The organism is Streptomyces sp. NPDC043812 (assembly GCF_056436245.1).
Window position 1 is genome coordinate 24,959 of the sequence record NZ_JBWKCY010000021.1, and the last position, 24,701, is coordinate 49,659.

Below are 24,701 nucleotides of genomic sequence, written 5' to 3' on the forward strand. Positions count from 1 at the left end.
GTTAGGCGTGGAACGGCAGGCCGGCGTCGGCCGCCAGCTCGAGGTCGTCACCGTCGGGCGGCGCCACGAGCGTGGCGGTGCCGTCGCTGACAGGGACGACACCGAGCTCCAGCAGCTCGGCCATGGCGGCGCTGCCCGCCATGTCGCGCACCTGCAGCTGGTATCGGGCGGTGGTGCGGTACGCGCCTCCGGCGTCGTCACCGGTCCGCTGGAGGAACCCGGAGTCGGTGAGGAAGGCGACGGCCTTGCCGACGATGCCGGTGGTGGAACCGGCGAGCCGACGGGCGTCCTTGGTGGCGCCGGTCGCGCTGCGGCGGGCGTACACCCGCCAGGCGGCCTCGAGTCCGGGGGCGTCCGTGGCCGGGTCGGTGTTCTCGCCCACCTCGTCGGCACGCTCCTCCAGTCGGCGGCAGGCCTGGCGGACGAACGCGTCGACGCCGTTGACGGTGATGCGGCCGATGTAACCGTCGTCGGCGAGGTCCTCGGGGCGGGGGAAGGACATGGCGGCGACGGCGAGGTGGGCCAGCCCGTGCAGGAACCGGTCGGCGGAGTCGGAGGCGGCCCGGCGGGCGTAGTCGCCCATGCGGACGGCGAAGACGGAGTCCTCGGCGGCGGTGACGGCCATGCCGGCGCGGGGCGAGACTTCGAGCACGACCAGGCCGAGGCCAGTGGCGACGGCGTCGGCGAGGCGCGCGAAGGGGGTGTCCTCGCGGTAGCGACGCAGCAGTTCGGCGTATTCGGCGTCGCGCGCGGGAAGCAGCTTGGGCTGCAGCCCGAAGGAGACGAGACGGGCGGCGTCCGCGGCATCCGCAGGGGTGACGGTGGGGGCGGCGACCGCGGTGACGGGTCCGCTCGGCGGCCCCGTGGGGGCGGCCTGCTCGCTCCACGCGCCGGTGTGCTCGGCGTGCTGGTCGCTCACTGGGGGTGCTCCTGGCGGTGTGGGGTGGGGGTGGGAAGGTGCGGGTGCGCGGGGAGGGGAGGCATCACGGCCCCTCCGTCCGGGCCGCGGCCATGCCCGCCGCGTCGAGCAGCGCCGTGCCCACTATCAGGTCCGCACCGCCGAACTCGGGGTCGTCGAGCACCGTGCCGTCGTCGACGGCGAACAGCAGTCGCTGTTCGCCCTGCCGGTAGGCAGTACCGACCGGAGGGCTCGCCGCGTGGACGGCCAGGAGGGCGACGAGATAGGGCAGTTCCGGGTCGCTCCGACGGGCCTCCGCGAGGAGTCCGGACAGCCGGCGGGGCGCGTCGTGCTCCAGGTCGAGCAGCTCCATCGCGCTCGCAAGCTGCTCCTCGCTGAAGCGGCTGTCGTCCGGGGTGGCGATCAGGTCGGGCTCCGGCATCTCTGCGCCGAGGTGCTCGCGCTCCAGGGGCGGGGTGAGCAGCAGGTCGACGAGGTCGCCGACCCGGACCGACGGCGGGGTGCGCAGCCCGCTACCGCGGGCGAAGAAGGCGTCGGTGACCCTTGTCGCCGACTCCAGGGGCAGCGGCAGCAGGGGCGCCACGAGCTGGCCGTACAGGTCGAGCCCGCTCCGTGCCGTGGGTCGGGCGAACGCCTGGCGGTCCTGTTCGGCGCGGAAGAGGGGACCGGCCTCCAGCAGCCGGGACTGGAGCTGGGTGTGGCGGCGGATGCAGTCCTTGACGATGTCGACGAGCTCGGCCGCGCGGCGCTTGTGCTCGGGGTCCTCGGCCTCGTCGCGGGCCTTGCGGATGTTCGTCAGGATGGCGTTCTCGTGGCGGTAGCGGTCGGCGACATGGTCGAGTGCCTCGGCGATCATGTCGGGGACGGCGTTGAGCCAGTCGACCGCGCGCACGTTGCGCCGGGTGGCCTCCAGCGTGCGGCGCAGGGTCTCGGAGTACTGGACGGTGCGGTATCGGGCCTGTTCGGCGGCGAGCTGGGCGTCGGCGAGGCGGCCCCGGCTGATCAGGACCTCCAGCTTGACCTCGGCCGCGATCTGGGCACTGGTGACGTCGGTGTCGAGGGCGCCGACGAGCACGTTGACCGCTTCGTCGGTGGTGCGGAGGTAGACGGTGCCGCCGTAGCCCGGGACTTCCTCGATCAGCTTGAAGTCGTAGTCGCGCCGGGTGTAGACGCCGTCGGTGCCGAAGGTGCCGTAGACGGCGCGGAACCCGCGGTCCACGCTGCCGACGTTGATCAGGTTCTCCAGGACCCAGCGGGCGACGCGCTCGTGCTCGGCCTGCGGGCGGGCGGGGGCCTGGGCGGCGACGCGCGGGAGGAGTCTCGACACTATCTGGTCGTGGTCGGCCCCGGTGTCGAAGTCCATGTTCAGCGTGACGAGGTCGATGGCGGTGAGGGCGACCTCGGCCATCGCGTACACCGTGTACTCGCCCGCGAGGTTCGCCTTGCGGGCGTCGAGGTCGTGCAGCGGGGCGGTGCATGCGAGCGCGCGGAGCCGCCGCGCCAGCCCTTCGTCGGCGGCCGGGCCCAGCGCGGGCCGCGGCCCCGCGCTGAGCTGGGGCGGAACGAATTCCGTCGGGGCAGGCGAAGTCACGGTGCACAGATTAGGTCCTCGCACCGACAACGGTCGAAACGGCGCAGAAGCGACCGGCCGGTCACGCTCCGTCCTGGTCGCCCCCCGCCACGAGGCCGGCGTAGCTCTCGACGAGCTGGGTGCGCGAGTCCTCGAGGTAGTCGGCGAGCAGCTGCTCGGCCTTGGTGCGCTCGCCGGCGCGCAGGGCTTCCAGGATCTGGCGGTTGCGCACGAGGTAGGGCTGGTGGAGTCCGCGGGGGTCGTCCACGACGTGGAAGGCGAGGCGCAGTTCGGCGAGGACGCTGCGCATCAGCTCGTCGGTGCGGGCACTGCCCGCGAGGGCGACCAGTTCGCGATGGAAGTGGATGTTGGCCGTGGACACTCCCTTCCAGTCGCGGTCGTGCGCGGAGCGTTCGCCGCCGGTGACGGCGGCGTCGAGTTCGTCCAGGACGTAGGGGGGTTCGCCGAGACCCTGCACGACGGCGCATTCGACGAGCTGCCGGGTGCGGTAGATGTCCTCGACGTCCTGCACGGCGAGCATGCGCACGAAGACGCCGCGGTTGAGCTGGTGGACGAGCAGGCGTTCGTGGGTGAGCAGGCGGAAGGCCTCGCGCAGAGTGTTGCGCGAGACGCCGAGCGCCTTGCCGATGCTGTCCTCCGACAACCGTTCGCCCGGCGGGAAGTAGCCCTCGGCGATCCGGGTGCGCAGGATGTCCGCGACCCGCTCGGCCGTGCTCGTGCGCCCCAACAGCGGGCGGTCGTCGGCCAGTCCACCGGCCACGGGCTCCGTCATCCCCACAACACCCTCTCTCCCTCGCCGGTCCGCTCACACCGGCGCGCGGAATCCATCGTAGAAGCAGGAACGACTCAACGCGCCCCTTGTCGGATCGTTCAACAATCCCCTACGTTGGCTTCACCGCTCGGCCCGCACATCCGCTTCTCCCCCCACACCCCAAGGCACTCCCTCCCCTCAGCGAGGTGCAGATGACGACCCAGGCACAGCAGGTCCACGACGAACTGCCGCAGGACACCGGCGCGTTCGCATGGCTGCGTTCCCTCGGCCCGCGCGGCCGCCGAGCGTTCGGCGGCGCGTTCGGGGGGTACGCCCTCGACTCGTACGACTACTTCACCCTGCCGTTGAGCATGGTGGCGATCTCGGCGTACTTCAGCCTCGACAACGGACAGACCGGACTTCTCACCACGGTCACGCTGGTCGTCTCGGCGATAGGCGGCGCGCTCGCCGGCATCCTCGCCGATCGCATCGGCCGGGTGAAGGCGCTGATGATCACGGTCATCACCTATGCCGTGTTCACCGTCCTGTGCGGTTTCGCGCCCAACTACGAGACGCTGCTGGTCTTCCGCGCGCTGCAGGGCCTCGGCTTCGGCGGCGAGTGGGCGGTCGGCGCGATCCTGGTCGCCGAGTACGCGACGGCGAAGCACCGCGGACGCACGCTGGGCGCGGTGCAGAGCGCATGGGCGGCCGGCTGGGCGCTGGCCGTCATCGTGTACACCCTCGTGTTCCAGTTCCTCGACGCCGACACCGCATGGCGCGTGATGTTCTGGACGGGCGCACTGCCGGCGCTGCTGGTGATCTATGTGCGGCGCAATGTGAGCGATGCGCCCGAGGCCGCGGAACAGCGCCGGACCAGCACCGAGCGCGGTTCGTTCTCGGCGATCTTCCAGAAGGATCTGCTCCGCACGACGCTCTTCGCCACGCTGCTGTCGACCGGTGTGCAGGGCGGGTACTACACCCTCGCGACCTGGGTCCCGACGTATCTCAAGACCGAGCGCGGGCTCACCGTCGTCGGTACGGGCGGCTATCTGACGTTCCTGATATCGGGCGCCTTCATCGGCTATCTCACCGGCGGGTATCTGACCGACCGCATCGGCCGGAAGAGCAACATCACGCTGTTCGCCATCCTGTCGGCGGCCGGAATCCTCGCCTACACCAACATCCCCTCGGGGGCCAACGGCCTGCTGCTCGTCCTCGGCTTCCCGCTCGGCTTCTGCATGTCCGCGATCTTCAGCGGATTCGGCTCGTACCTCAGCGAGCTCTATCCGACCGCGGTCCGCGGCACGGGCCAGGGATTCACCTACAACAGCGGCCGGGCCGTGGGGGCCTTCCTGCCCACGCTGGTCGGCTTCCTGTCCGACAGCTGGGGCGTGGGCGGAGCACTCGTCCTCGGTGCGGCGGGCTACGGCATCGCGGTGCTCGCCCTGGTCGGGCTGCCCGAGACGCGCGGCAAGGAGCTGGTGTGAGCGGGACGGCCGTCCGACCGCCGGCTGCTGTCGGCGCCGGACCGCCGGCCGAGGTGGACACGGAGCCGCACAGGTGGACGGCGGCCGAGGCACGGATGCGGTTCCGCAACGGACTGTCGGTGCCGACGTCGGGGATGGCCGCGGGTCACACCCAGGCCAACCTGGTCTCCCTGCCGGCCGACTGGGCTTACGACATGCTCCTCTTCTGCCAGCGCAATCCGAAGCCCTGTCCTGTGCTGGACGTCACCGACGCCGGGTCCTGGACGACAGTGCTGGCCGAGGGCGCGGATCTGCGCACCGATCTGCCGCTCTACCGCGTCTGGGAGCACGGTGAGCTGGTCGCCGAGCCGACCGACGTCACCGCCCACTGGCGCGCGGATCTGGTGACGTTCCTCCTCGGGTGCAGCTTCACCTTCGAGTGGTCGCTGCGGGCGGCCGGCGTTCCACTGCGCCATGTGGAACAGGACCGCAATGTCCCGATGTACACGACGGACAGGCTCTGCCGGACCGCCGGACGGCTGCACGGCCCGATGGTGGTGTCCATGCGTCCCGTTCCGGCCGGGCATCTTCCTGCGGCGATCACCCGCAGTGCCATGATGCCTTCGGTGCACGGCGATCCGGTGCACATAGGGGACCCGGCGGGACTCGGGATCCGGGACCTCGGCCGGCCCGACTTCGGCGATCCGGTGGATGCCGAGCCGGGGGACGTTCCCGTCTTCTGGGCCTGCGGAGTGACTCCGCAGGCGGCCGTGATGGCCTCGCGTCCGCCGTTCGCCCTCACCCATGCGCCCGGCCGGATGTTCCTCACGGACACCCGCGACGAGCAGTACCGAGTGGCCTGACCGGACAGGAGAAGACAGTGACCTGGGCGTCCATCGACCTCAACGCCGATCTGGGCGAGGGATTCGGCCGCTGGCGGCTGACCGACGACGAGCAGCTGCTCTCCGTCGTCACCAGCGCCAATGTGGCCTGCGGATTCCACGCGGGGGACGCGTCCACCATGCGTCGGGTGTGCGAGCTCGCCGCCGCTCGCGGGGTGCGGATCGGCGCCCAGGTCTCGTACCGCGATCTCGCCGGCTTCGGACGGCGTTCCATGGACGTCCCGCCCGATGAGCTGGCGGCTGAGATCGCCTACCAGATAGGTGCCTTGGAGATTTTCGCCCGGGCGGCCGGGACCCGGGTCTCCTACGTCAAACCGCACGGCGCGCTGTACAACCGCGTCGTGCATGACGAGGAGCAGGCCGCCGCCGTCGTCGAGGGCGTGCTGCTTTCGGGCGAGCGGCTGCCGCTGCTCGGACTGCCCGGATCGAAGCTGCACTCCCACGCGGAGAAGGCACAACTGCCCGTGGTCACCGAGGCGTTCGCGGACCGCGCGTACACCGCCGAGGGCACCTTGGTGCCGCGCGGGCAGGACGGCGCGGTGATCAGCGACGCGGCGGCCGTGGTGGAGCGGTCGGTGAGCATGGCCCGGTTCGGGGTGATCACCGCGAGGTGCGGCCGCTCGGTCCCGGTCCGCGCCCGTTCGCTCTGCCTGCACGGAGACACCCCGGGTGCCGTGGCGCTCGCCCGTCAGGTACGGCAGCAGCTGGAGACCGCCGGGGTCCGTGTGGAGGCCTTCGTATGACCTCCGCATCCCCGGCCGCCGGCCGGCGGTCGCTCAGGCCGGCACTTCGTGCCCTGCCGGTGGGCGAGCAGGCACTGCTGGTCGAACTGAACGATGGCGAGGAGACCGGCGCGTTCCACGCCGAGCTGCTGCGCAGACGGGCCGCCGGCCTGCTGCCTCGGGTCCGGGAGATCGTGCCCGCCGCGCGGACGGTGCTGCTCGACGGCATCGACGATCCCCACGGTTTGGCACGCGAACTCGCCGGCTGGGAGATACGGGACCCCGACGCGCGCAGCGGGAACGAGATCGAGATCCCGGTCCGCTACGACGGTCCCGATCTCGCGGAGGTCGCCGAACTGTGGGGCGTGACACCGGACGAGGCGGTGCGTCTGCATGCGGCGGCCGAATTCCGCGTGGCGTTCTGCGGGTTCGCGCCCGGCTTCGGCTATCTGACCGGGCTGCCGAAGGAGCTGTCGGTGCCCCGTCGCGCCACTCCTCGCACGGCGGTCCCGGCCGGATCCCTCGCCCTGGCAGGGAGCTACTGCGGGGTGTACCCGCGCTCCTCCCCGGGTGGCTGGCAGCTCATCGGCACCACGGACGCCGTGCTGTGGGACCCGGCACGCGAGCCCGCGGCGCTGCTGGCCCCCGGGACGCGGGTGCGCTTCGTACCGGAGGAACGATGACCGACCGGGCCTTCGCGGTCGTGCGGTCCGGTGCGCTGACCACGGTGCAGGACGCGGGCCGGCCCGGCCATGCGCATCTGGGGGTGCCACGTTCCGGCGCCCTCGACGCGCCGGCCGCCCGGCTCGTCAACCGTCTCGTGGGCAATCCCTCGGGCGCGGCCGTGCTGGAGACGACGCTCAACGGGTGTGCGGTGCGGCCGCGGTGTCCGGTCACGGTCGCGGTCGGTGGTGCGCCGTGCGCGGTCACCGTCGACGGCCGACCGGCGGCGTGGGGTTCTCCGGTGCGGATGCCGGCCGGCGCTGTACTGGAGCTGGGTCCCGCGGTCCGTGGCCTGCGCAGCTATGTCGCCTTCGGCGGCGGCATCGCCGTCGAAGCGGTCCTCGGCAGCCGGTCCACCGACCTTCTCTCGGGTCTCGGGCCCGACCCGCTGACGGACGGTGCCGTGCTGCCGCTGGGTGCGGCCGCGGGTCGGCCGGGCCGAGTGGATGTCCAGGTGCCGTGGCCCGCGCCGCCCGCGGAACTGGTCCTGCGGATCCGGCTCGGACCACGCCACGACTGGTTCACCGCCGCCGCTCTCGGCACGCTGGCCGCGCCCGGCTACCGCGTTTCGTCCGCGAGCAACCGTATCGGCCTGCGGACGGACGGACCGGCGTTGGATCGGGCAGTGCCCGGCGAACTGCCCAGTGAGGGCATGGTGCTGGGTGCCGTGCAGGTGCCGCCGGACGGCAGGCCGGTCGTGTTTCTCGCGGACCACCCCACGACCGGTGGCTATCCGGTGGTGGGAGTGGTCGACGGGCGCGATCTCGCAGCCGCGGCGCAGGCGGTGCCCGGCACACCTGTGCGTTTCGTCCCGGTGGGCTGAGCGCCGGCTGCGCCGGCCTCCCCCGTTCCGTCCCCGCCGCCCTCAGTCACCCGGTCGCGGACGTCCCTCGTTCCCCGGGTGTGCCGTAGCCGCCGCCTCCCGGGGTGAGCACCACGAGGGCGTCCCCGGGGCCGACGTCGACGGAGTCGACGCCCGCCAGCGGCTCCGTGCTGCCGTCGGCGCGCTCCACCCTGTTCTCGCCGAGTGCGCCCGGCCCGCCGCCCGCCATCCCGTACGGCGCGACCCGCCGGTGTCCCGTCAGCAGCGCCACCGTCATCGGCTCAAGGAAACGGATCTTCCGCACCACCCCGCAACCCCCGCGCCACCGTCCCGCTCCCCCGCTGCCGTCGCGTACGGCGAACGAGTCCACACGTACGGGGTAGCGCCACTCCAGTACCTCGGGGTCGGTGAGCCGCGAGTTGGTCATATGTGTCTGCACGGCGTCCGCGCCGTCGAAGCCGTCGCCCGCGCCCGAACCGCTCGCCACGGTCTCGTAGTACTGCACGCGGTCGTTCCCGAAGGTGAGGTTGTTCATCGTGCCCGAGCCCTCCGCCTGCACACCCAGTGCCGCGTACAGCGCCCCTGTGACGGCCTGGGAGGTCTCCACGTTGCCCGCGACGGTGGCCGCAGGGTACGAGGGGGCGAGCATGGAGCCCTCGGGCACGCGTACCTCGAGCGGTTCGAGGCAGCCGCTGTTGAGGGGGATGTCCTCGCCGACGAGCGTCCGGAAGACGTACAGCACCGCGGCCATGACGACCGATGTGGGCGCGTTGAAGTTGCCGGGCTGCTGAGCGGACGTGCCGGTGAAGTCGATGACGGCGCTGCGCTGTTCGCGGTCGACACAGACCGCGACCCGGATGACCGCGCCGCTGTCGGTCTCGTAGCGGAATTCCCCGTCGTCGAGCTCCGCGACGATGCGGCGCACGGACTCCTCGGCGTTGTCCCTCACATGCCGCATGTAGGCCTGGACGACGTCGAGTCCGAACTGGTCGACCATCCGGCGGAGTTCGGTGATGCCCTTCTCGTTGGCGGCGATCTGGGCGCGCAGATCGGCGAGGTTGGTGTCGGGTGCCCGGGACGGGTGGCGTGCGCCGGTGAGCAGGGCGCGTGTCTCGGTCTCGCGCAGCCGACCGTCCCGTACAAGAAGCCAGTTGTCGAAGAGGACGCCCTCCTCGTCGATCGTGCGGCTGAAGGCGGGCATGGAACCGGGGCTGATCCCGCCGATCTCCGCGTGGTGCCCGCGTGAGGCGACGAGAAAACGCAGGTCGTCCGCGTCGAACACCGGTGTCACGACGGTCACATCGGGCAGGTGGGTCCCGCCGTGGTACGGATCGTTGATCGCGTACACATCCCCGGACCGCATCCCGTCCTTGTTACGGCGCAGCACCTCCTTGATCGACTCGCCCATCGAACCGAGGTGGACGGGGATGTGGGGGGCGTTGGCGATCAGGTTGCCGTCCGCGTCGAACAGCGCGCAGGAGAAGTCGAGCCGTTCCTTGATGTTGACGGAGTGGGCGGTGTTCTCCAGACGGACGCCCATCTGCTCGGCGATCGCCATGAAGAGGTTGTTGAAGACCTCCAGGAGCACGGGGTCCACGTCGGTGCCGACCGCGACCCGTCCGGGCCTCGGCAGTACGCGGGCCAGCAGCAGGTGGCCCGCGTCGCCCGTGGTGGCCCGCCACCCCGGGTCGACCACCGTCGTGGCGTCCGCCTCGGCGACGACCGCCGGACCCGTCACCTCGTCCCCGGCGCGCAGACCGGCGCGCCGGTGCAGAGGGACGTCGCGCCGCCCGCCGTCGACGAACATCTCCACATGTGCCCGCGGCCCCGACTCCTTTTGGGCACGGCCCTCCTCGACGACCGTGTCCCCGTGCTCCCCGGCCGTGCCCACCGCCTCGACGGACACGGCTTCCACGACCAGCGGCTTGTCCATCGTGAACGCGTACCGCGTGCGGTGGACCCGCTCGAAGGCCGCCCGCATCGCCTCGGCCCCCTCCAGCGGTACGGGCAGGCTCGCGTCGGTACCGGCGTAGCGCAGCAGCACCCAGGAACGGGTGGTGATCGCCGCGTCGGGGACGGCGTCCGCGCGCAGTTCCGCGCGGGTACGGGCAGCGAGTTCGTCGCACAGGGCGCGGACGCGGGCAACGGTGTCCTCGTCGAGGCGGGCTTCGACAGACTGTTCCCGCATGGCGGTGGCATCGGCGAGGCCGATCCCGTAGGCGGACAGCACGCCGGCCAGCGGCGGGACGATCACCGTGTCGATGCCGAGTGCATCGGCGACGGCGCACGCGTGCTGGCCGCCGGCGCCTCCGAAGGACGTCAGCGCATAGCGGGTGACGTCATGGCCCCGCTGGACGGAGATCTTCTTCACCGCGTTCGCCATGTTGAGGACGGCGATCTCCAGGAACCCCGCGGCGACCTGCTCGGGGGTGCGCCGTGCGCCGCTCTCCCGGGAGACCTCCTCGGCCAGTGCCGTGAAGCGTTCCCGTACGGTGGCGGCGTCGAGGGGCTGGTCGCCGTCAGGACCGAACACGGCCGGGAAGTGGTCGGGCTGGATGCGGCCGAGCATCACGTTGGCGTCGGTGACGGTGAGCGGTCCGCCGCGGCGGTAGCAGGCGGGGCCGGGCACGGCACCGGCGGAGTCGGGACCGACGCGGTAGCGGCGGCCGTCGAAGTGGAGGACGGAGCCGCCGCCCGCGGCGACGGTGTGGATGCTCATCATGGGCGCCCGCATCCGCACCCCCGCGACCTGTGTGCCGAGCTCGCGCTCGAACTCGCCGGCGTAGTGCGACACATCGGTGGATGTGCCGCCCATGTCGAAGCCGATGACGCGCCCGTGTCCTGCCTGCTCGGACGTACGGGCCATGCCGACGACTCCGCCCGCGGGACCGGACAGCACGGCGTCCTTGCCGCGGAAGTGGGTGGCTTCCCGCAGCCCGCCGTTGGACTGCATGAACATCAGCCGGATGCCGTCGAGTTCGGTGGCGACCTCGTCCACGTACCGGCGCAGGATCGGTGAGAGATAGGCGTCGACGACGGTGGTGTCGCCGCGGGGCACGAGCTTGATCAGCGGGCTGACCTCGTGCGAGCAACTGACCTGTGTGTAGCCGAGGTCGCGGGCGGCGCGGGCGATGCGCCGCTCGTGCTCGGGGTGGCGGTAGCCGTGCATCAGGACGACGGCGGCGCTGGAGAAGCCTTCCGCACGTGCCGCGGCCAACTGGTCGGTGACAGCGGCGAGATCGAGCGGCCGGACGATGCCGCCGTGCGCGTCGACCCGCTCGGGGACCTCGACGACCCGGTCGTACACCGCCTCGGGGAGGAGGATGCGCCGGTCGAAGAGCCGCGGCCGGTTCTGGTACGCGATGCGCAGCGCGTCCCCGAACCCTTCGGTGATGACGAGTACGGTCGGCTCGCCGCGGCGCTCCAGCAGTGCGTTGGTGGCGACGGTGGTGCCCATCTTCACCGAGGCGACCCGGTCGGCCGGAACAGGTGCGTCCGACGGCGTGCCGAGCAGCAGCCGGATGCCCGCGACGGCCGCGTCACGGTACCGCTCGGGGTTGTGCGAGAGCAGTTTGCGGGTCACCAGCCGACCGTCGGGGCGTCTGCCCACGATGTCGGTGAAGGTACCGCCACGGTCGATCCAGAACTCCCAGCGCCCGCTCATTCCCCCATTCTTGCCCCGATGCGGGCGAGCGGAGGGTCGAGCGACACGGCGGCGAGCGCGGCGGACAGCGCGGTCTCGGCCGAGCGGTCGAGCCGGGCGCTGGTGCCGCGGGCCCAGTGCTGCACCTCGTCGCCCGCGAGCCGCACGAGCTGGGGGACGAGGTCGGTGCAGCGGCGTGCCACCCAGGCAGTGCCTGCCGTGGCGAGCCACATCAGTGCCTCGGTCCGGGTGGGGCGCGGACGGTCGGGTTCGGCGGACGGCGGCGCGCCGAGGACGAGGCCGCGGGCGGCCAGCAGTTCGTGGAAGGAGCGGGCGAGCATGCGGTGTCCGCGCTCGCCGGGGTGGAGCCGGTCGGCGCTCCACATGGAGCGGTCGGCGACCCACGCCGGATCGGCGGCGTGCAGGTGGACGGCGCCGTAGCGGTCGGAGAGTGCGTGGACGACGGCGTTCACGGCGCGCTGCCGTCTGGCAAGCGGTCGGGCGAGCGGCGCGGGCAGGGCGAACATGGCACCGGGATCGGGCAGACAGGCAGTGAGCAGCACGGTGGCGCGTGCGGTGAGCTGCGCGCAGACGTCGTCGAGCCGCCGCGTGAGTACGCCGATGTCGAAGGTGCGCCGGAGGGTGTCGTTGACGCCGACGACGACGGACGCGATGTCGGGCCCGAAGCCGAGGGCCCGGGGAGCCTGGGTCTCGGCGACGTCATGGCTCAGCGCGCCGCTGGTGGCGAGGTTGAGGAACACGGCGGGCTGCTCCGCGCTCCCGACCCCCTCGGCGAGCAACGCGGCCCAGCCACGCCATCGGCCGTCGACGGGGTCGCCGACGCCCTCGGTGAGCGAGTCCCCGAGCGCGGCGAAGCGGAGGGGAGCGGGGCGCGACGCCGCGGCCGGCCGCGCTTGCGCGGGCAGGCGGCGCACGGGGCGCGACGGGCTTGGCGCCCCGCCTCCGTGCTCCCTGCCGACCGGCACGCCACGGTCGCCCGAGCACGGGGTGGTGCTCGTGTCAGCCGTGTCCCCGCCGACGCAGGGGGCCGCGGTCGCCCCGGCGTCGGCGTCGGCGTCGGCGTCGGCGTCGGGCGAACGCACGGGCCCCTGCGCACCTCCGAGTGCCCGCGCCGCGGGACGCGGCGAGCCCGTGCCGCCAGTGGGCCTCGTCCCCGTGTCGTCGTCCGTGGACGTGGCCGGTACGGCGACGGGGTGCGTCGGTGTCATGCCTGGACCCCCGGTTCCGGCGCTCTCTCCCGCACGGGCAGTGCCTCATGGGCGGCCAGGAAGGCCGTCACCGAGCTCTGCCAGTCGAAGAGTTCGGCCCTCGCCCTGGCCGCCTCTCGGCGGTCGGACTCCGGCCGGCCGAGCAGGTCGAGGACCGCCTCGGCGAAGTCCGGCCCCGAGTCCGCCGCTGCCATGCCCGCATCGCCGATCACCTCGGGCAGCGCCGACGATGCGCTGCCCACGACCGGGGTGCCGCAGGCGAGGGCTTCCAGTGCGGAGAGGCCAAACGTTTCCGCCGGGCCGGGTGCCAGGCAGATGTCCGCCGCGGCCTGGAGGTCGGCGACGGACTCGCGGTCGCCGACGTGGCCGAGGAACTGGACGGGCAGCCGCTCCGCCGCCGCCCTGCGCACGAGCGACGCCTTCAGCGGACCGTCGCCGGCGACGACCAGGGTCGCCGGCACACCCCGTTCGCGCAGTGCGGCGAGCGCGTCCAGGGCCGTCCCGGGGCGCTTCTCCACGGACAGGCGGGAGCAGAGCAGCAGCAGGGTGCGTGCTCCGGCGGCGTACCGGGCGCGCAGCACCAGACTGCGCCGACCCGGCCGGCACCGTTGGAGGTCGACGCCGAGCGGAGCGCGCACCACGTTGCGCGCGCCGATGCGCACGAACTCGCGTTCCGCCCACTCGGTGGTGCACACGATCCTCGAATAGGCCCAGGCGCTGCGGCGGTTGAGCCGGTCGGCGGCGCGGGCGGCGACGCTCTCGGACATTCCCCAGGTGCGCAGCACTCCGTCGGCGGTCTCGTGGGAGACCATCATCGACGGGATGCGGTGCCGCCGTGCCCATTCGCCGGTCCAGCGCAGGGTGGTGCGGTCGGAGACCTCGAGCCGGTCGGGCGCGAGGTCCTCCAGCAGCCGGCGCAGGCCTCGCCGTCCGGCGAGCACCCGGTATCCGCCGGTTCCGACGATCTCCGGTCCCGGCAGCGTGATGACGCGGCCCTGCGGGGTGTGCCCGTCGGTGTGCCGGTCGCCGGGCACGACCAGTACGGGCTCGTGCCCGGCAGCCAGGTAGCCGCGGCCCAGCTGGTCGAGGGCTGTGCGCAGTCCGCCGGACGACGGGGTGACGAAGTTGGCGAGTCGTACGATGCGCAGCCCGCTCATGCCGCCACCACCGTCCGCGCGCCGAGGACATCGGCGTAGTGGTCGAGGAGCATGTCGCCGACCGCGGCCCAGGTGCGGCCTTCCACCGCGGCGCGCCCGGCGTGCGCGAACGAGGACCACAGGGCGGGGTCGGCGGCCAGTGCCGCGACGGCGTCGCGCACGGTGTCGGTGCGGTGCGGCTCGACGAGCAGTCCGGTGCGCCCGTGGTCGACGAGGTCGAGCGGCCCGCCGGCGGCGGGCGCGATGACGGGGACGCCGCTGGCCATGGCTTCCTGCACGGTCTGGCAGAACGTCTCGTACGGTCCGGTGTGGGCGAAGACGTCGAGCGAGGCGAAGATCCGGGCGAGGTCGTCCCCGGTCCGGCGGCCGAGGAAGACGGCACCGGGCAGGGCGCCGCGCAGGGAGGTCTCGCTGGGGCCGTCGCCGACGACGACCACTCGCACCCCCGGCAGTGCGCAGGCTCCGGCGAGCAGTTCGACATGTTTCTCGGGGGCGAGGCGGCCGACGTAGCCGACGATCAGTTCGCCGCCGGGGGCGAGTTCCCGGCGCAGTGCGTCGTCGCGCAGAGCGGGCCGGAAGCGGGCGGTGTCCACCCCGCGCGGCCACAGGCGCACGCGCTCCACACCGTGCTCCTCGAGGTCCCGCCGGGCGGCGGTGGACGGTGCGAGCGTACGGTCGGCGGCCCCGTGCACGGCCTTGATCCGCCGCCAGGCGGTGCCCTCGCCCGCTCCGACATAGGTACGGGCGTATCCCGCCAGGTCCGTCTGGTAGACGGCGACGGCGGGCAGGCCGAGACGGGCGGCGGCCGCCATCCCGCGCACCCCGAGGACGAAGGGGCTGGCGAGATGCACGATGTCGGCGCGGTGCGCCGTGATCGCCGCCGCCACCCGCCGGCTGGGGAGGGCTACCCGTACCTGCGGATAGCCGGGCAACGGGAGTGAAGGCACGCGCACCACCGGGCAGGGCGCGTGGAGGTCGGCGCTGTCGGCCCCGGCCGCGGCCGGGGCGATGACGAGCGGCTCATGACCGCGGGCGGCGAGATGCCGGGCGGTCTGCAGGGCGCAGTGCGCCACACCATTGACGTCGGGCGGAAAGGATTCGGTGACGATGACGACACGCATACCCGTGTTGTCGTCGGGCCCGGGGTGGCTGCGCCAACGAGGATCTTTCCCTCCGGGGAACGTCCCATGAGCGTTTTGTTGCCACGCCCGGCCCGATCGCTCCGAGTCGTCACACAGCGGGCATGTCGGGCCCGATCCTGCTGCGTACGGCGGTCTGCACCTCCGCCTCCTCGGCGGGATCGGCGGCGAGCCTGCGCAGTCGGTCGGCCACGCGCACATCGCCGGTCTCGGCGTGGCGTGCGGCGACTTCTCTGGTCGTCTCCTCGCAGTCCCAGAGGCATTCGACGGCGAAGCCGTTGGCGAAGGAGGGGTCGGTGGCGGCGAGCGCCCGGGCGGCCCGGCCCCTCAGATGTGAGGAGGCCGTCTCACGGTAGACGTGGCGCAGTACGGGTGCGGCGCAGGCGATGCCGAGTCGTCCGGCGCCGTCGACGAGTGTCCAGAGCAAGGGCGCGTCCGGGCCGTCGGCGCGAACGGTCTCGCGGAGCGCACCGAGGACGAGCGGGGCGTCCTTCGCGATGCCTCGGCAGGCGAGGACGCCTGCGGCGGAGGCGCCGAGGGCGTCCGGCCGGTGCACCCAGCCCCGCGCCCGTTCGACGGCTTCCTCGCCGCACATCCGCTCGAACGAGGCGATCGCGGCGTCGGCGACGGTGCGCGAGCCGTCCGCCACGGCCGCTTCGATCAGGTCGAGGACGACGGGGTCCTTGGCTTCGGCGAGATAGTGCAGGGCGGCGCAACGGGCTCCGTCGGGACCGGAGCGGGCGGCGCCGACGATCTCGGCGCGGTCCTCCGGTCCGGCGACGGCGCTGAGGCAACGGGCCGCGGGGACGTGCAGTGCGCTGCCGCGCTCCAGGCCCTGTTCGGCCCAGTCGAGGACGGCTTGGACGCTCCAGCCCGGCCGGGGGCCGGACGGCCTCATCTGGCGCTGCCAGCGGTCGAAGGAGCCGGCTTCCTGTGCGGCGCGGACCCGCCCGCCGACGGATGCGCGCTCGTCCTCCGCCCACAGCCGCCACGGCCGGGGTTCGAAGGCGTCGCGCACGGCGACGGCCAGTTCCGCGTCGCCTTCGGCGGTAATGGGGAATCTGGCGAGGATCGGGGTCGCGAGGGAGCGCAGGCCGGCGTCGTCGTCGCGCAGGGCGAGTTCGTCGAGCGCCCATGCCCAGTTGGCGCCGCTCGCGGCGTAGCGCCGCAGCAGGGCGAGGGCGTCGCCGCGCCCGTAGGAGGCGAGGTGCCCGAGCACCGCGAGGGCGAGGCCGGTCCTGGCCTCGTCGGCGTCGAGGTGGTCGTCGGTGTCGCACAGGTGCCGTTCGATCTCCACGAGGGAGCCGTGGAGGTCGAGGTACAGGCGTGCGTAGTAGAGGGAGCGGTTCTCGACCTGCCAGTCGTGGCGGGGGTCGTTCAGCACGCAGTGGTTGAGGGCGGCGAGCGCTTCGGCGCGCGGAGCGGCGAGCGCGTGGAGCGTGCCGTCGCCGCGGCCCCTCTGCAGCAGGCCGAGCAGTGTGCCGCTCGGCGCTATGACTGGATCGAACATGGGGAGAGCCTCACATCAAGCTGTCGACGCGACCGGGGACTGGAATGCCTAGGCCGCGCAGCAGCATGTCGGGCCGCCCGTCGTCTTACGCGTCTTCTGCTTGTTGGTGAGCATCTTCCTCTGCCTCTCTTCGGTGGCCCCAGGGGAATTCCCGGTGTGATGAGGTCCGGGACAGGGCTGACGTCATGATGACCCACGCATTTCGCCACCGCGACCACATTTACGGCTCCCTCCTCCGCTTCGGCCCGGCGGGCCGGGAGGCGGGGGCCGCATCACCGCCCGCGGGCGGGTGCCCCATCGGCCGGCGACGTCGTCGTGGCTGGTCGCAGTGTGTTCGACGGCCGCTCAGCGGCCGTCGAACAGCTCCAAGAGGTCTGTCTTCCCAAACATCCGCGCGGTATCCGCAGCGGAGGGAGTTCCGGCCTGCGGGTCGGCGCCGCCGGCGAGCAGCGCGCGGATGACGGCGTCCTCGCCCTTGAAGACCGCGCCGGCAAGAGGCGTCTGGCCGCGGTCGTTGGCCCGGTCCGCCTCGGCGCCGCGGGCGAGCAGGGCTTCGACCGTGGCGGCGTGGCCGTGGTAGGCGGCAAGCATGACAAGGGTGTCCCCCTTGTCATTGGTGAGGTTCGCCGGGACGCCGGCGTCGAGGTACGCGGCGAGCGTCTCGGTCTCCCCCTGACGCGCCAGGTCGAAGACCTTGGTCGCGAGCTCGATCACTTCGGAGTCCGGGACTTCGCTCATCGGACGGACCGCCTTTCACCACGTTGACCTGGGCCGCACGGCAGGAGCAGCCGTACGAGTGAACCGACAGGTTACTGCCAGGTGCCTGGCATGCCGGGACCGCGCAGAGGCAACGGATGCACTGTCGGGCCGGTGGCCGGAGGCACTGTGCGGCGCCGACACCGTCTCTGCCCGCCGAACGGTGCACAACTGTCGGCCAGTGCAGTGAAATCAACGATAATTCACTCTTTTGCACCTTTTGTCGTATAGATACCATCAGTAAGGATGGGATAACTCAAGGTGAATGTCCCCTCACCCAGGAGAACCTCATGATCCTGTCCATCTCAGGCGTCGTCCTGCTCGCCATCATCGTCTTCCTCTTCTGCCGAAAAGACGGGCTGAAGGCGTCCCACGCGTTCGTCTCCGCGCTCTTCGGCTTCTTCCTCGCGGGCACCGCGATCGCGCCGAGCATCACGGCAGGCACCACGAGCCTCGCCGGGCTGCTGGGCGGGATCAAGTTCTGACGCCCCTCGAAACCGACGAGCACTTCAGGAGACAGATGTGGCCCGGCGACCACTCCCCCGCATTCTGACCAGCGGCAGCGCACAGATCGCTCGCAGCCGCGAGATCGCGCGCACGGCCGCCGACAGCGCCACGGATGTCCTCCATCCGCTGATCACGATCACCCGTGGTCTGCGGAAGCTGGCCGCCATGGCCCGGAGCAAGTGGGCCGCCACTCCCAAGGAACGGCGTGGTCCCACCCTGTTCTCCGTGGCGGCCTGCGTCCTCGCGGTCGCGCTCATTCCGTACGGGCCGCTCCTGGCCCTGATCACGGTGATGGCCGCGGCCGCCTGGACGGGCCGCGCCAGGGAGCCGGTCAAGACCGGCCCGAACGACGCGGAGACCGCCCGGCTGCAGGCCTTGTACGACGCTCTCGTGTCGTACTTCACGGCGGACGGCGACCCGGCTCCGCTCTTCGCCCACGGCGGGGAGTGGAGCAAGGTCTTCAGCGAGTACGAATTCGACGGCGACGGCCGGCTCACCCGGCTGCTCGTGAAGTATCCGGCCTGGTTCACCGACTCGGATGCCGCGTCCCGCGACCGTATCGAGCAGCTGCTGCACGCCAAGACGGGGCGTGGCCGCGAATACCGGTTCCGCTGGGACGAGGAGGGCAACCAGCTCGTCATGAGCGTCCTGCCCGCCCTGTCGACGGCCATCGCCGCCCAGCAGTTCGTCACCTCCCCCGGTGAGACCGTGCTGGGATTCACCGACGAGGACACCGTGCGGCTCACGGTTCCCGTCACCGCCGCGGAGGAGACGGAGCAGGTGCCGCCGGTCGTCTGGCGCACCGGTCCCCGTTCCACCGAGCCGCATCTGCTCGCCGTCGGCGAGCCCGGCAGCGGCACCTCGACACTTCTCCGCTCCATCGCAGTGCAGGCACTCCGGCACGGCGACGTGCTGGTCGTGGAGGGCGGCGGCGCAGGCGAGTTCGCCTTCCTCACCGGGCGGGCCGGCGTGCTGGCCGTGGAGTCCGGGCTCACCGGCGCACTGTCGAGCCTGGAGTGGGCGGCGCACGAGACGGAGCGGCGGCTGATCGCGGCCAACCGGGCCCGCCAGTCCGGACACCCGGCACCCGACGACACCAAACGGCCGCTGTGGATCCTGGTGGACCGGCCGAGCGTCCTCGGCCATCTGGCTGCAGCGGACGGGCACATGGACCCGCAGGAAATGCTCCAGGTGCCGCTGCGACACGGTCGCGCGGCACACGTCACGGTCGTCGTGGCCGAGCAGTTCGACAGCATCGACGCCCTTACCGAGACGGTACGGACGCACACCCGGGCCCGGGTCGTCCTCGGCCCCGTCGACTACGACCGGATCGAGACCGTCCTCGGCACGAAGCCGCCCACCACACCGACACCTGATGTCCCGCCCGGCCGCGGGTACGCCCGTCTGGGCACCGGTCCCGTCCTCAGGCTCCAGGTGCCGGCGACGCCGGACCCGTTCGACGACGCGACGAGCGCGGCACACCGGCAGGCGGTGCTGGACCTGCTGCCCGCCCGGCTGGACGAGAACGAGCAGGCGCCCGCCGACGAACCGGTGTCCTCGACCGCGAAGTCCGCCATGGTGGTCCCTGCCGAAGGCTGACCCTCCCCTGCTCCCCTCGGGCCGGGTCCGTGCGCACCGTGTGCGCCACGGGCCCGGCCCGATCGGCAGGAGAGGCCCTACGCCACGAAAGTGCGGGGCGCCTCCGTGCCCGTCGACGCGCCCGTGCGCACCAGCCGCGCCGCCGATGCCAGGCGGGCGGCCGCCTCGTCCGCCACCGGACCTCCCACGGTGAACGGCAGCCGCACATAGCCCTCGAACGCGCCGTCCACGCCGAAGCGCGGACCGGACGGCACGCGGACGCCGACCCGTTCGCCGACCTCCGCGAGGCGGGAGCCGGAGAGACCGCCCGTGCGCACCCACAGCGTCAGACCGCCGCGCGGCACGTCGAACTCCCAGTCCGGCAGCTCCCTGCGGACGGCGGCGACGAGAGCGTCGCGGTTGTCGCGGGCCTGCTCTCGGCGCACGGCGACTGCGCTGTCCCAACCGCCGGTGCGCATCAGCCAGTTGACTCCCAGCTGCTCCAGCACGGGTGTGCCGAGGTCGGCGTACGCGCGGGCCGCGACGAGGGAACGGATGACGTCCGGGGCGGCCCGCACCCAGCCGATCCGCATGCCCGCCCAGAACGCCTTGCTGGCGGAACCGACGGTCAGCACCGTCGAGCCCGCCGGATCGAAGGCGCAGACCGGCCGGGGCATCTCGACGTCCGGGTCCAGGAACAGCTCGGACATCGTCTCGTCGACGACGAGGACGGTGCCCGCGGACTTGGCCGCCTCGACCAGTCCGCGGCGCTGTTCCTCGTCGGCGAGCGCGCCGGTCGGGTTGTGGAAGTCGGCGACGACGTAGGCGAGCCGGGGCGCGGCGTCGCGCAGCACCTGGCGCCAACGGGCCAGGTCCCAGCCGCTCAGGCCCTCGGCCATGGCCACGGGCACCAGGCGCGCACCGGCCTCGCGCATCAGCTGGAGGATGTTGGCGTACGAGGGGGATTCGACGGCGATGCGCTCGCCACGGCCGGCGAAGAGGTGGCAGATGGCGTCGATCGCGCCCATCGCACCGGTGGTCACCATGATCTGTTCGGGCATGGTCGGGATGCCGCGCTCGGTGTAGCGGTCGGCGAGCATCTGACGCAGCGCGGGCAGACCCGCGGGGTAGTCGCCGTGGGTGTGGGCGTACGGCGGCAGTTCCTCGAGTGCTCCCTGGAACCCCCTGGTCAGCCATGGCTCGGGGGCCGGAAGCGCCGCGCAGCCCAGATCGATCATGGAGCCGAGCGATTCCGGGGGCAGGGGTTCGAGTCCGCGGGCCGGGAGCGGATTGCCCGCGGGCACAGCGGTCCAGCTGCCGGCTCCTCTGCGTGACTCGAGGAATCCCTCGGTGCGCAGTGCCTCGTAGGCGGCGGCCACGGTCGTGCGGCTCACGGCGAGCGAGAGCGCCAGTTCGCGTTCGGCGGGCAGCCGGGCGGCGACGGGCACCCGGCCTTCGAGGACGAGCAGCCGGATGCCGTCGGCGAGCGCACGATACGCGGGCGGCTTGCGGGTGCCGGGGCCGGCCGGGCGCGGCTGCTGGGAAGTGAGCTGCCGGGCGAGCTGCGCCGCCCCCACTGCCGAGGTCCACTGCGACATGGAAGTCAGTCCACCTTCCTCGAATTGGCCATGGTTGCGGATTGTTCCGTAGCCACAGAGTGTCATGCATCGGTCCACTACCACTACAGGGGGACGCCATCGTGTCCGCGCAACTCACCCGCAGACTGCTGCAGCTGTACATCGGCCTGGCCCTCTACGGGGTGAGCTCCGCGCTCCTGGTGCGCGCCGGACTCGGGCTCGAACCGTGGGGCGTGCTGCACCAGGGGCTGTCCGAGCGGACCGGGATCTCCATCGGCATGGTGTCGATCGCCGTGGGTGCGGTGGTGCTGCTGCTGTGGATCCCGATCCGCCAGCGCCCTGGGCTCGGGACTGTCTCCAATGTGTTCGTCATCGGCATCGCGATGGACGCGACGCTGGCCGTCGTACCGGATCTGCGGCACTTGGCGGTGCGGATTCCCCTGCTGGTCGCCGGTGTGGTGCTGAACGGCGCGGCGACGGGCCTCTACATCTCGGCGCGGTTCGGTCCCGGCCCCCGCGATGGCCTGATGACGGGTCTGCACCGTCTCACCGGCCGGTCGATCCGGCTGGTGCGCACCGGGCTGGAGGTGGCGGTCGTGGCCACCGGATTCGCGCTCGGCGGTTCGGTGGGGGTGGGCACGGTGGCCTACGCGCTGGCGATCGGGCCGCTGGCGCAGCTGTTCCTGCGGGTCTTCGCCATCCCCGGGGCTGCCGGTGGCAGCACCGTGGTCGCCGGCGCTTCACCCGAACGGGCGATACTGCGGCAGTGACCCGCATACGCCACCCCTATCTGGACCACCCGGCCACGCTCGCGTTCGCCCACCGCGGCGGGACCGCCGACGGCATCGAGAACACCGCGGCCGCCTTCCGCCGGGCAGCCGGCCTCGGCTTCCGCTACTTCGAGACCGATGTGCACACCACCGCGGACGGGCGCCTGGTCGCCTTCCACGACAGCACGCTGGACAGGGTGACCGACGCCCGGGGGAAGATCGCGGCACTGCCCTGGAGCGAGGTGCGCCGGGCCCGGGTCGCGGGCCGTGAGCCACTGGCCCTGTTCGAGGAACTCCTGGAGGAATTCCCGGACGCCCGCTGGAACGTGGACCTGAAGGCGGAGTCCGCGCTGGTACCACTGGTGGATCTGATCCGCAGGACCGACGCCTGGGACAGGGTGTGCGTCGGTTCGTTCTCCGAGGGGCGGGTGTCACGGGCAGCACGTCTGACCGGTCCGCGCCTTGCCACCTCCTACGGGGTGCGGGGTGTGCTCGGCCTCCGGCTCGCCTCGTTCGGCATCCCGGCCGTGGTCCGCAGCGGCGCGGTGTGCGCCCAGGTACCGGAGTCCCAGGGCGGCATCCGCCTGGTCGACCGCCGGTTCGTCCGGACCGCCCACGCACGGGGGCTCCAGGTCCATGTCTGGACCGTCAATGACGCCGAGCGGATGGCCGCGCTCCTGGACCTTGGCGTGGATGGCATCATGACCGATCATCTGGAGACGTTGCGCACGGTACTGACCGACCGGGGAGTGTGGGTCTGACCCGGCGCGCGCCTGTGAACAGGACGAACGAGGGGGCGCGGATGACCGCCGGCACCGCGGACCGCACGGAGGGCACGGGCGGCACCGAAGAGCGCAGACGCGAGCAACGCGGCTGGTACTTCTACGACTTCGCATGCTCGGTGTACTCGACGAGCGTGCTCACCGTGTTCCTCGGCCCCTACCTCACCTCGGTGGCGAAGGCGGCCGCGGACGCGGAGGGATTCGTTCATCCCCTGGGGATTCCGGTGCGGGCAGGCTCCGTCTTCCCGTACGCGGTGTCGGTGTCGGTGGTGCTCGCGGTGCTGCTGATGCCGTTCGCGGGAGCGGCGGCCGACCGCAGCGGACGCAAGAAGCCGCTGCTCGCGGTGTCCGCGTACGTGGGCTCGGCGGCGACGGCGGGGATGTTCTTCCTGGACGGCGACCGCTATCTCCTCGGCGCGTTCCTGCTGATCGTCGCGAACGCCGCGCTGGCCGTGTCGATGGTCCTTTACAACGCGTATCTCCCGCAGATCGCCGAGCCGGACGAACGCGACGCGGTCTCCTCCCGGGGGTGGGCCTTCGGCTACACCTCGGGCGCCCTCGTGCTGCTGCTGAACCTGGTCGTGTATTCCGGCCACGAGTCGTTCGGTCTGTCCGAGGGCGAGGCGGTACGCATCTGCCTCGCGTCCGCGGGCCTGTGGTGGGGAGCCTTCACGCTCGTACCGCTGCGCCGGCTGCGGGACCGGCGCGTCTCCGCGAGCGGTGAGGGAGCGGTCGGCTCGGGCTGGGGCCAGCTGATCGCCACGCTCAAGGACATGCGCCGGCACCCTCTGACGCTCTCGTTCCTGCTCGCGTACCTCGTCTACAACGACGGGGTGCAGACGGTCATCTCGCAGGCATCGGTCTACGGTTCCGAGGAGCTCGGGCTGGACCAGACCACGTTGATCACCGCGGTGCTGCTGGTCCAGGTGCTCGCGGTGGCAGGCGCGCTCGGCATGGGCAGGCTGGCGAGGACACACGGAGCGAAGCGCACGATCCTCGGCTCGCTCGCCGTGTGGACGGCGATCCTGGCGGCGGGCTACTTCCTGCCGGCCGGTGCGCCTGCGTGGTTCTTCGTCCTCGCCGCGGCGATCGGGCTGGTCCTGGGCGGCAGCCAGGCGCTGTCGCGTTCGCTGTTCTCCCATCTGGTGCCTCGGGGCAAGGAGGCGGAGTACTTCTCCGCGTACGAGATGAGCGACCGGGGGCTGAGCTGGCTGGGGCCACTGGTGTTCGGACTCGCGTATCAGCTGACCGGCAGCTATCGGGATGCCATCATCTCTTTGGTGATCTTCTTCGTGCTGGGATTCGTCCTGCTCGCGAGGGTTCCCGTCCGGCGCGCGGTGGCCGCCGCGGGCAACCCCGTACCGGACCGGATTTAGACGCGGAAGTGAAAGGCCGGTAGTGTACGCCTTTGGCCTGCCAGGCGGACCGTTACTGCGTGCTCAAATAGCTAAGACGCTGGGTGACATCTGCTGCCAGATGTGACAAACCGGGCACTGGTGGGTAGAACAAGGGGCGGCACGACGGGCGACGCATGACCCGCAACGGGAATCTTTACCGCCGACCGGACGTTGACCGGATGACGACGACAGCGACACCTGTCCTGTGGGCGACAAGCCCGGGAGGCACGATTCATGAGTGAGCGAGCTCTTCGCGGCACGCGCCTCGTGGTGACCAGCTACGAGACCGACCGCGGCATCGATCTGGCCCCGCGCCAGGCGGTGGAGTACGCATGCGAGAAGGGGCATCGTTTCGAGATGCCGTTCTCGGTCGAGGCGGAAATTCCGCCGGAGTGGGAGTGCAAGGTCTGCGGAAGCCAGGCACTCCTTGTTGACGGGGACGGCCCCGAGGAAAAGAAGGGCAAGCCTGCGCGTACGCACTGGGACATGCTCATGGAGCGGCGCACCCGCGAGGAGCTCGAGGAGGTGCTGGCCGAGAGGCTGGCGGTCCTTCGCTCCGGCGCCATGAACATCGCGGTGCATCCGCGCGACAGCCGAAAGTCCGCGTAGGCGCGCTGAAGAGCGCGTTTGACGCGAGCAGAGCCGCGGGGGGGGGGGGGGGGGGGGGGGGGGGGGGGGGGGAAGGGGGGGGGGGGGGTGGGGGGGGGGGGGGGAGGGGGGAGGGGGGGGGGGGGGGAGGGGTGGAGGGGGCTCAGACCG

Annotated in this window: 21 protein-coding genes; 11 read left to right on the forward strand and 10 right to left on the reverse strand. The window is 72.1% G+C overall.

What is annotated here, in order from left to right:
* Position 1: 1 nt before the first annotated feature.
* From AC067Z_RS27760 to AC067Z_RS27770, 3 genes are all read right to left on the reverse strand, one after another.
* Positions 2–919, reverse strand: a complete 918-nt coding sequence (locus AC067Z_RS27760; protein WP_478792351.1) for a hypothetical protein — start codon at positions 917–919, stop codon at positions 2–4.
* 64 nt (positions 920–983) lie between these two features.
* The gene (locus tag AC067Z_RS27765; RefSeq protein ID WP_478792352.1) at positions 984–2,510 is read right to left on the reverse strand and encodes a hypothetical protein; all 1,527 of its coding nucleotides are present in this window, start codon (positions 2,508–2,510) and stop codon (positions 984–986) included.
* Positions 2,511–2,571: 61 nt separating this feature from the next.
* A complete protein-coding gene (locus tag AC067Z_RS27770; RefSeq protein WP_478792353.1) occupies positions 2,572–3,282 on the reverse strand; it encodes a GntR family transcriptional regulator in 711 nt (236 codons plus the stop codon).
* 191 nt (positions 3,283–3,473) lie between these two features.
* Here AC067Z_RS27770 and AC067Z_RS27775 point away from each other — a divergent pair, with 191 nt between their 5' ends.
* Genes AC067Z_RS27775 through AC067Z_RS27795 form a run of 5 tightly spaced genes read left to right on the forward strand, consistent with a single transcriptional unit; the run spans position 3,474 to position 7,897 of the window.
* Entirely contained in the window at positions 3,474–4,748 is a 1,275-nt protein-coding gene (locus AC067Z_RS27775; protein ID WP_478792354.1) for an MFS transporter, read from the forward strand.
* The gene (locus tag AC067Z_RS27780; protein WP_478792355.1) at positions 4,745–5,590 is read left to right on the forward strand and encodes a putative hydro-lyase; all 846 of its coding nucleotides are present in this window, start codon (positions 4,745–4,747) and stop codon (positions 5,588–5,590) included. Before AC067Z_RS27775 ends, AC067Z_RS27780 begins: the two co-directional genes overlap by 4 nt.
* A gap of 17 nt (positions 5,591–5,607) precedes the next feature.
* A complete protein-coding gene (locus tag AC067Z_RS27785; protein WP_478792356.1) occupies positions 5,608–6,372 on the forward strand; it encodes a LamB/YcsF family protein in 765 nt (254 codons plus the stop codon).
* A complete protein-coding gene (gene pxpB, locus AC067Z_RS27790; protein WP_478792357.1) occupies positions 6,369–7,034 on the forward strand; it encodes a 5-oxoprolinase subunit PxpB in 666 nt (221 codons plus the stop codon). The genes AC067Z_RS27785 and pxpB overlap by 4 nt, the downstream gene beginning before the upstream one ends.
* Positions 7,031–7,897: a 5-oxoprolinase subunit C family protein gene (locus AC067Z_RS27795; RefSeq protein ID WP_478792358.1), complete on the forward strand. Its 867-nt coding sequence runs from the start codon at positions 7,031–7,033 to the stop codon at positions 7,895–7,897. Before pxpB ends, AC067Z_RS27795 begins: the two co-directional genes overlap by 4 nt.
* 46 nt (positions 7,898–7,943) lie before the next feature.
* On the opposite strand, the gene AC067Z_RS27800 is transcribed toward AC067Z_RS27795, so the two are convergent.
* From AC067Z_RS27800 to AC067Z_RS27825, 6 genes are all read right to left on the reverse strand, one after another.
* Positions 7,944–11,561 carry a hydantoinase B/oxoprolinase family protein gene (locus tag AC067Z_RS27800; protein WP_478792359.1) on the reverse strand — a complete coding sequence of 1,206 codons (3,618 nt, stop codon included), beginning with the start codon at positions 11,559–11,561 and terminating at the stop codon, positions 7,944–7,946.
* Positions 11,558–12,769: an SGNH/GDSL hydrolase family protein gene (locus AC067Z_RS27805; protein ID WP_478792360.1), complete on the reverse strand. Its 1,212-nt coding sequence runs from the start codon at positions 12,767–12,769 to the stop codon at positions 11,558–11,560. Before AC067Z_RS27805 ends, AC067Z_RS27800 begins: the two co-directional genes overlap by 4 nt.
* Complete coding sequence (locus AC067Z_RS27810) at positions 12,766–13,926, reverse strand: glycosyltransferase (protein ID WP_478792361.1); 1,161 nt, start codon at positions 13,924–13,926, stop codon at positions 12,766–12,768. The genes AC067Z_RS27805 and AC067Z_RS27810 overlap by 4 nt, the downstream gene beginning before the upstream one ends.
* Positions 13,923–15,047, reverse strand: coding sequence for a glycosyltransferase family 4 protein (locus AC067Z_RS27815; protein ID WP_478792362.1), 1,125 nt, complete (start codon positions 15,045–15,047; stop codon positions 13,923–13,925). Before AC067Z_RS27815 ends, AC067Z_RS27810 begins: the two co-directional genes overlap by 4 nt.
* A 109-nt stretch (positions 15,048–15,156) precedes the next feature.
* Positions 15,157–16,575: a HEAT repeat domain-containing protein gene (locus AC067Z_RS27820; RefSeq protein WP_478792363.1), complete on the reverse strand. Its 1,419-nt coding sequence runs from the start codon at positions 16,573–16,575 to the stop codon at positions 15,157–15,159.
* Positions 16,576–16,920: 345 nt separating this feature from the next.
* On the reverse strand, positions 16,921–17,313 hold the full coding sequence (locus tag AC067Z_RS27825) for an ankyrin repeat domain-containing protein (RefSeq protein WP_478792364.1): 393 nt from the start codon (positions 17,311–17,313) through the stop codon (positions 16,921–16,923).
* 308 nt (positions 17,314–17,621) lie between these two features.
* Between AC067Z_RS27825 and AC067Z_RS27830 the strand changes: the two genes are divergently transcribed.
* Both AC067Z_RS27830 and AC067Z_RS27835 read left to right on the forward strand, forming a co-directional pair.
* A complete protein-coding gene (locus AC067Z_RS27830; protein WP_478792365.1) occupies positions 17,622–17,816 on the forward strand; it encodes a hypothetical protein in 195 nt (64 codons plus the stop codon).
* A gap of 37 nt (positions 17,817–17,853) precedes the next feature.
* Positions 17,854–19,437 carry a hypothetical protein gene (locus AC067Z_RS27835; protein ID WP_478792366.1) on the forward strand — a complete coding sequence of 528 codons (1,584 nt, stop codon included), beginning with the start codon at positions 17,854–17,856 and terminating at the stop codon, positions 19,435–19,437.
* A gap of 77 nt (positions 19,438–19,514) precedes the next feature.
* Here the strand turns inward: AC067Z_RS27835 and AC067Z_RS27840 are convergent, their stop codons facing one another.
* Entirely contained in the window at positions 19,515–21,014 is a 1,500-nt protein-coding gene (locus tag AC067Z_RS27840; RefSeq protein WP_478792367.1) for an SCO1417 family PLP biosynthesis transcription factor, read from the reverse strand.
* 101 nt (positions 21,015–21,115) lie between these two features.
* On the opposite strand from AC067Z_RS27840, the gene yczE reads away from it, so the two are divergent.
* From yczE to AC067Z_RS27860, 4 genes are all read left to right on the forward strand, one after another.
* Entirely contained in the window at positions 21,116–21,763 is a 648-nt protein-coding gene (yczE, locus tag AC067Z_RS27845; protein WP_478792368.1) for a membrane protein YczE, read from the forward strand.
* Positions 21,760–22,524, forward strand: coding sequence for a glycerophosphodiester phosphodiesterase family protein (locus tag AC067Z_RS27850; protein WP_478792369.1), 765 nt, complete (start codon positions 21,760–21,762; stop codon positions 22,522–22,524). Before yczE ends, AC067Z_RS27850 begins: the two co-directional genes overlap by 4 nt.
* A 41-nt stretch (positions 22,525–22,565) precedes the next feature.
* Positions 22,566–23,921: an MFS transporter gene (locus AC067Z_RS27855; RefSeq protein WP_478792370.1), complete on the forward strand. Its 1,356-nt coding sequence runs from the start codon at positions 22,566–22,568 to the stop codon at positions 23,919–23,921.
* Positions 23,922–24,176: 255 nt separating this feature from the next.
* On the forward strand, positions 24,177–24,551 hold the full coding sequence (locus AC067Z_RS27860) for an RNA polymerase-binding protein RbpA (RefSeq protein WP_026278069.1): 375 nt from the start codon (positions 24,177–24,179) through the stop codon (positions 24,549–24,551).
* The last annotated feature ends 150 nt before the right edge of the window (positions 24,552–24,701 follow it).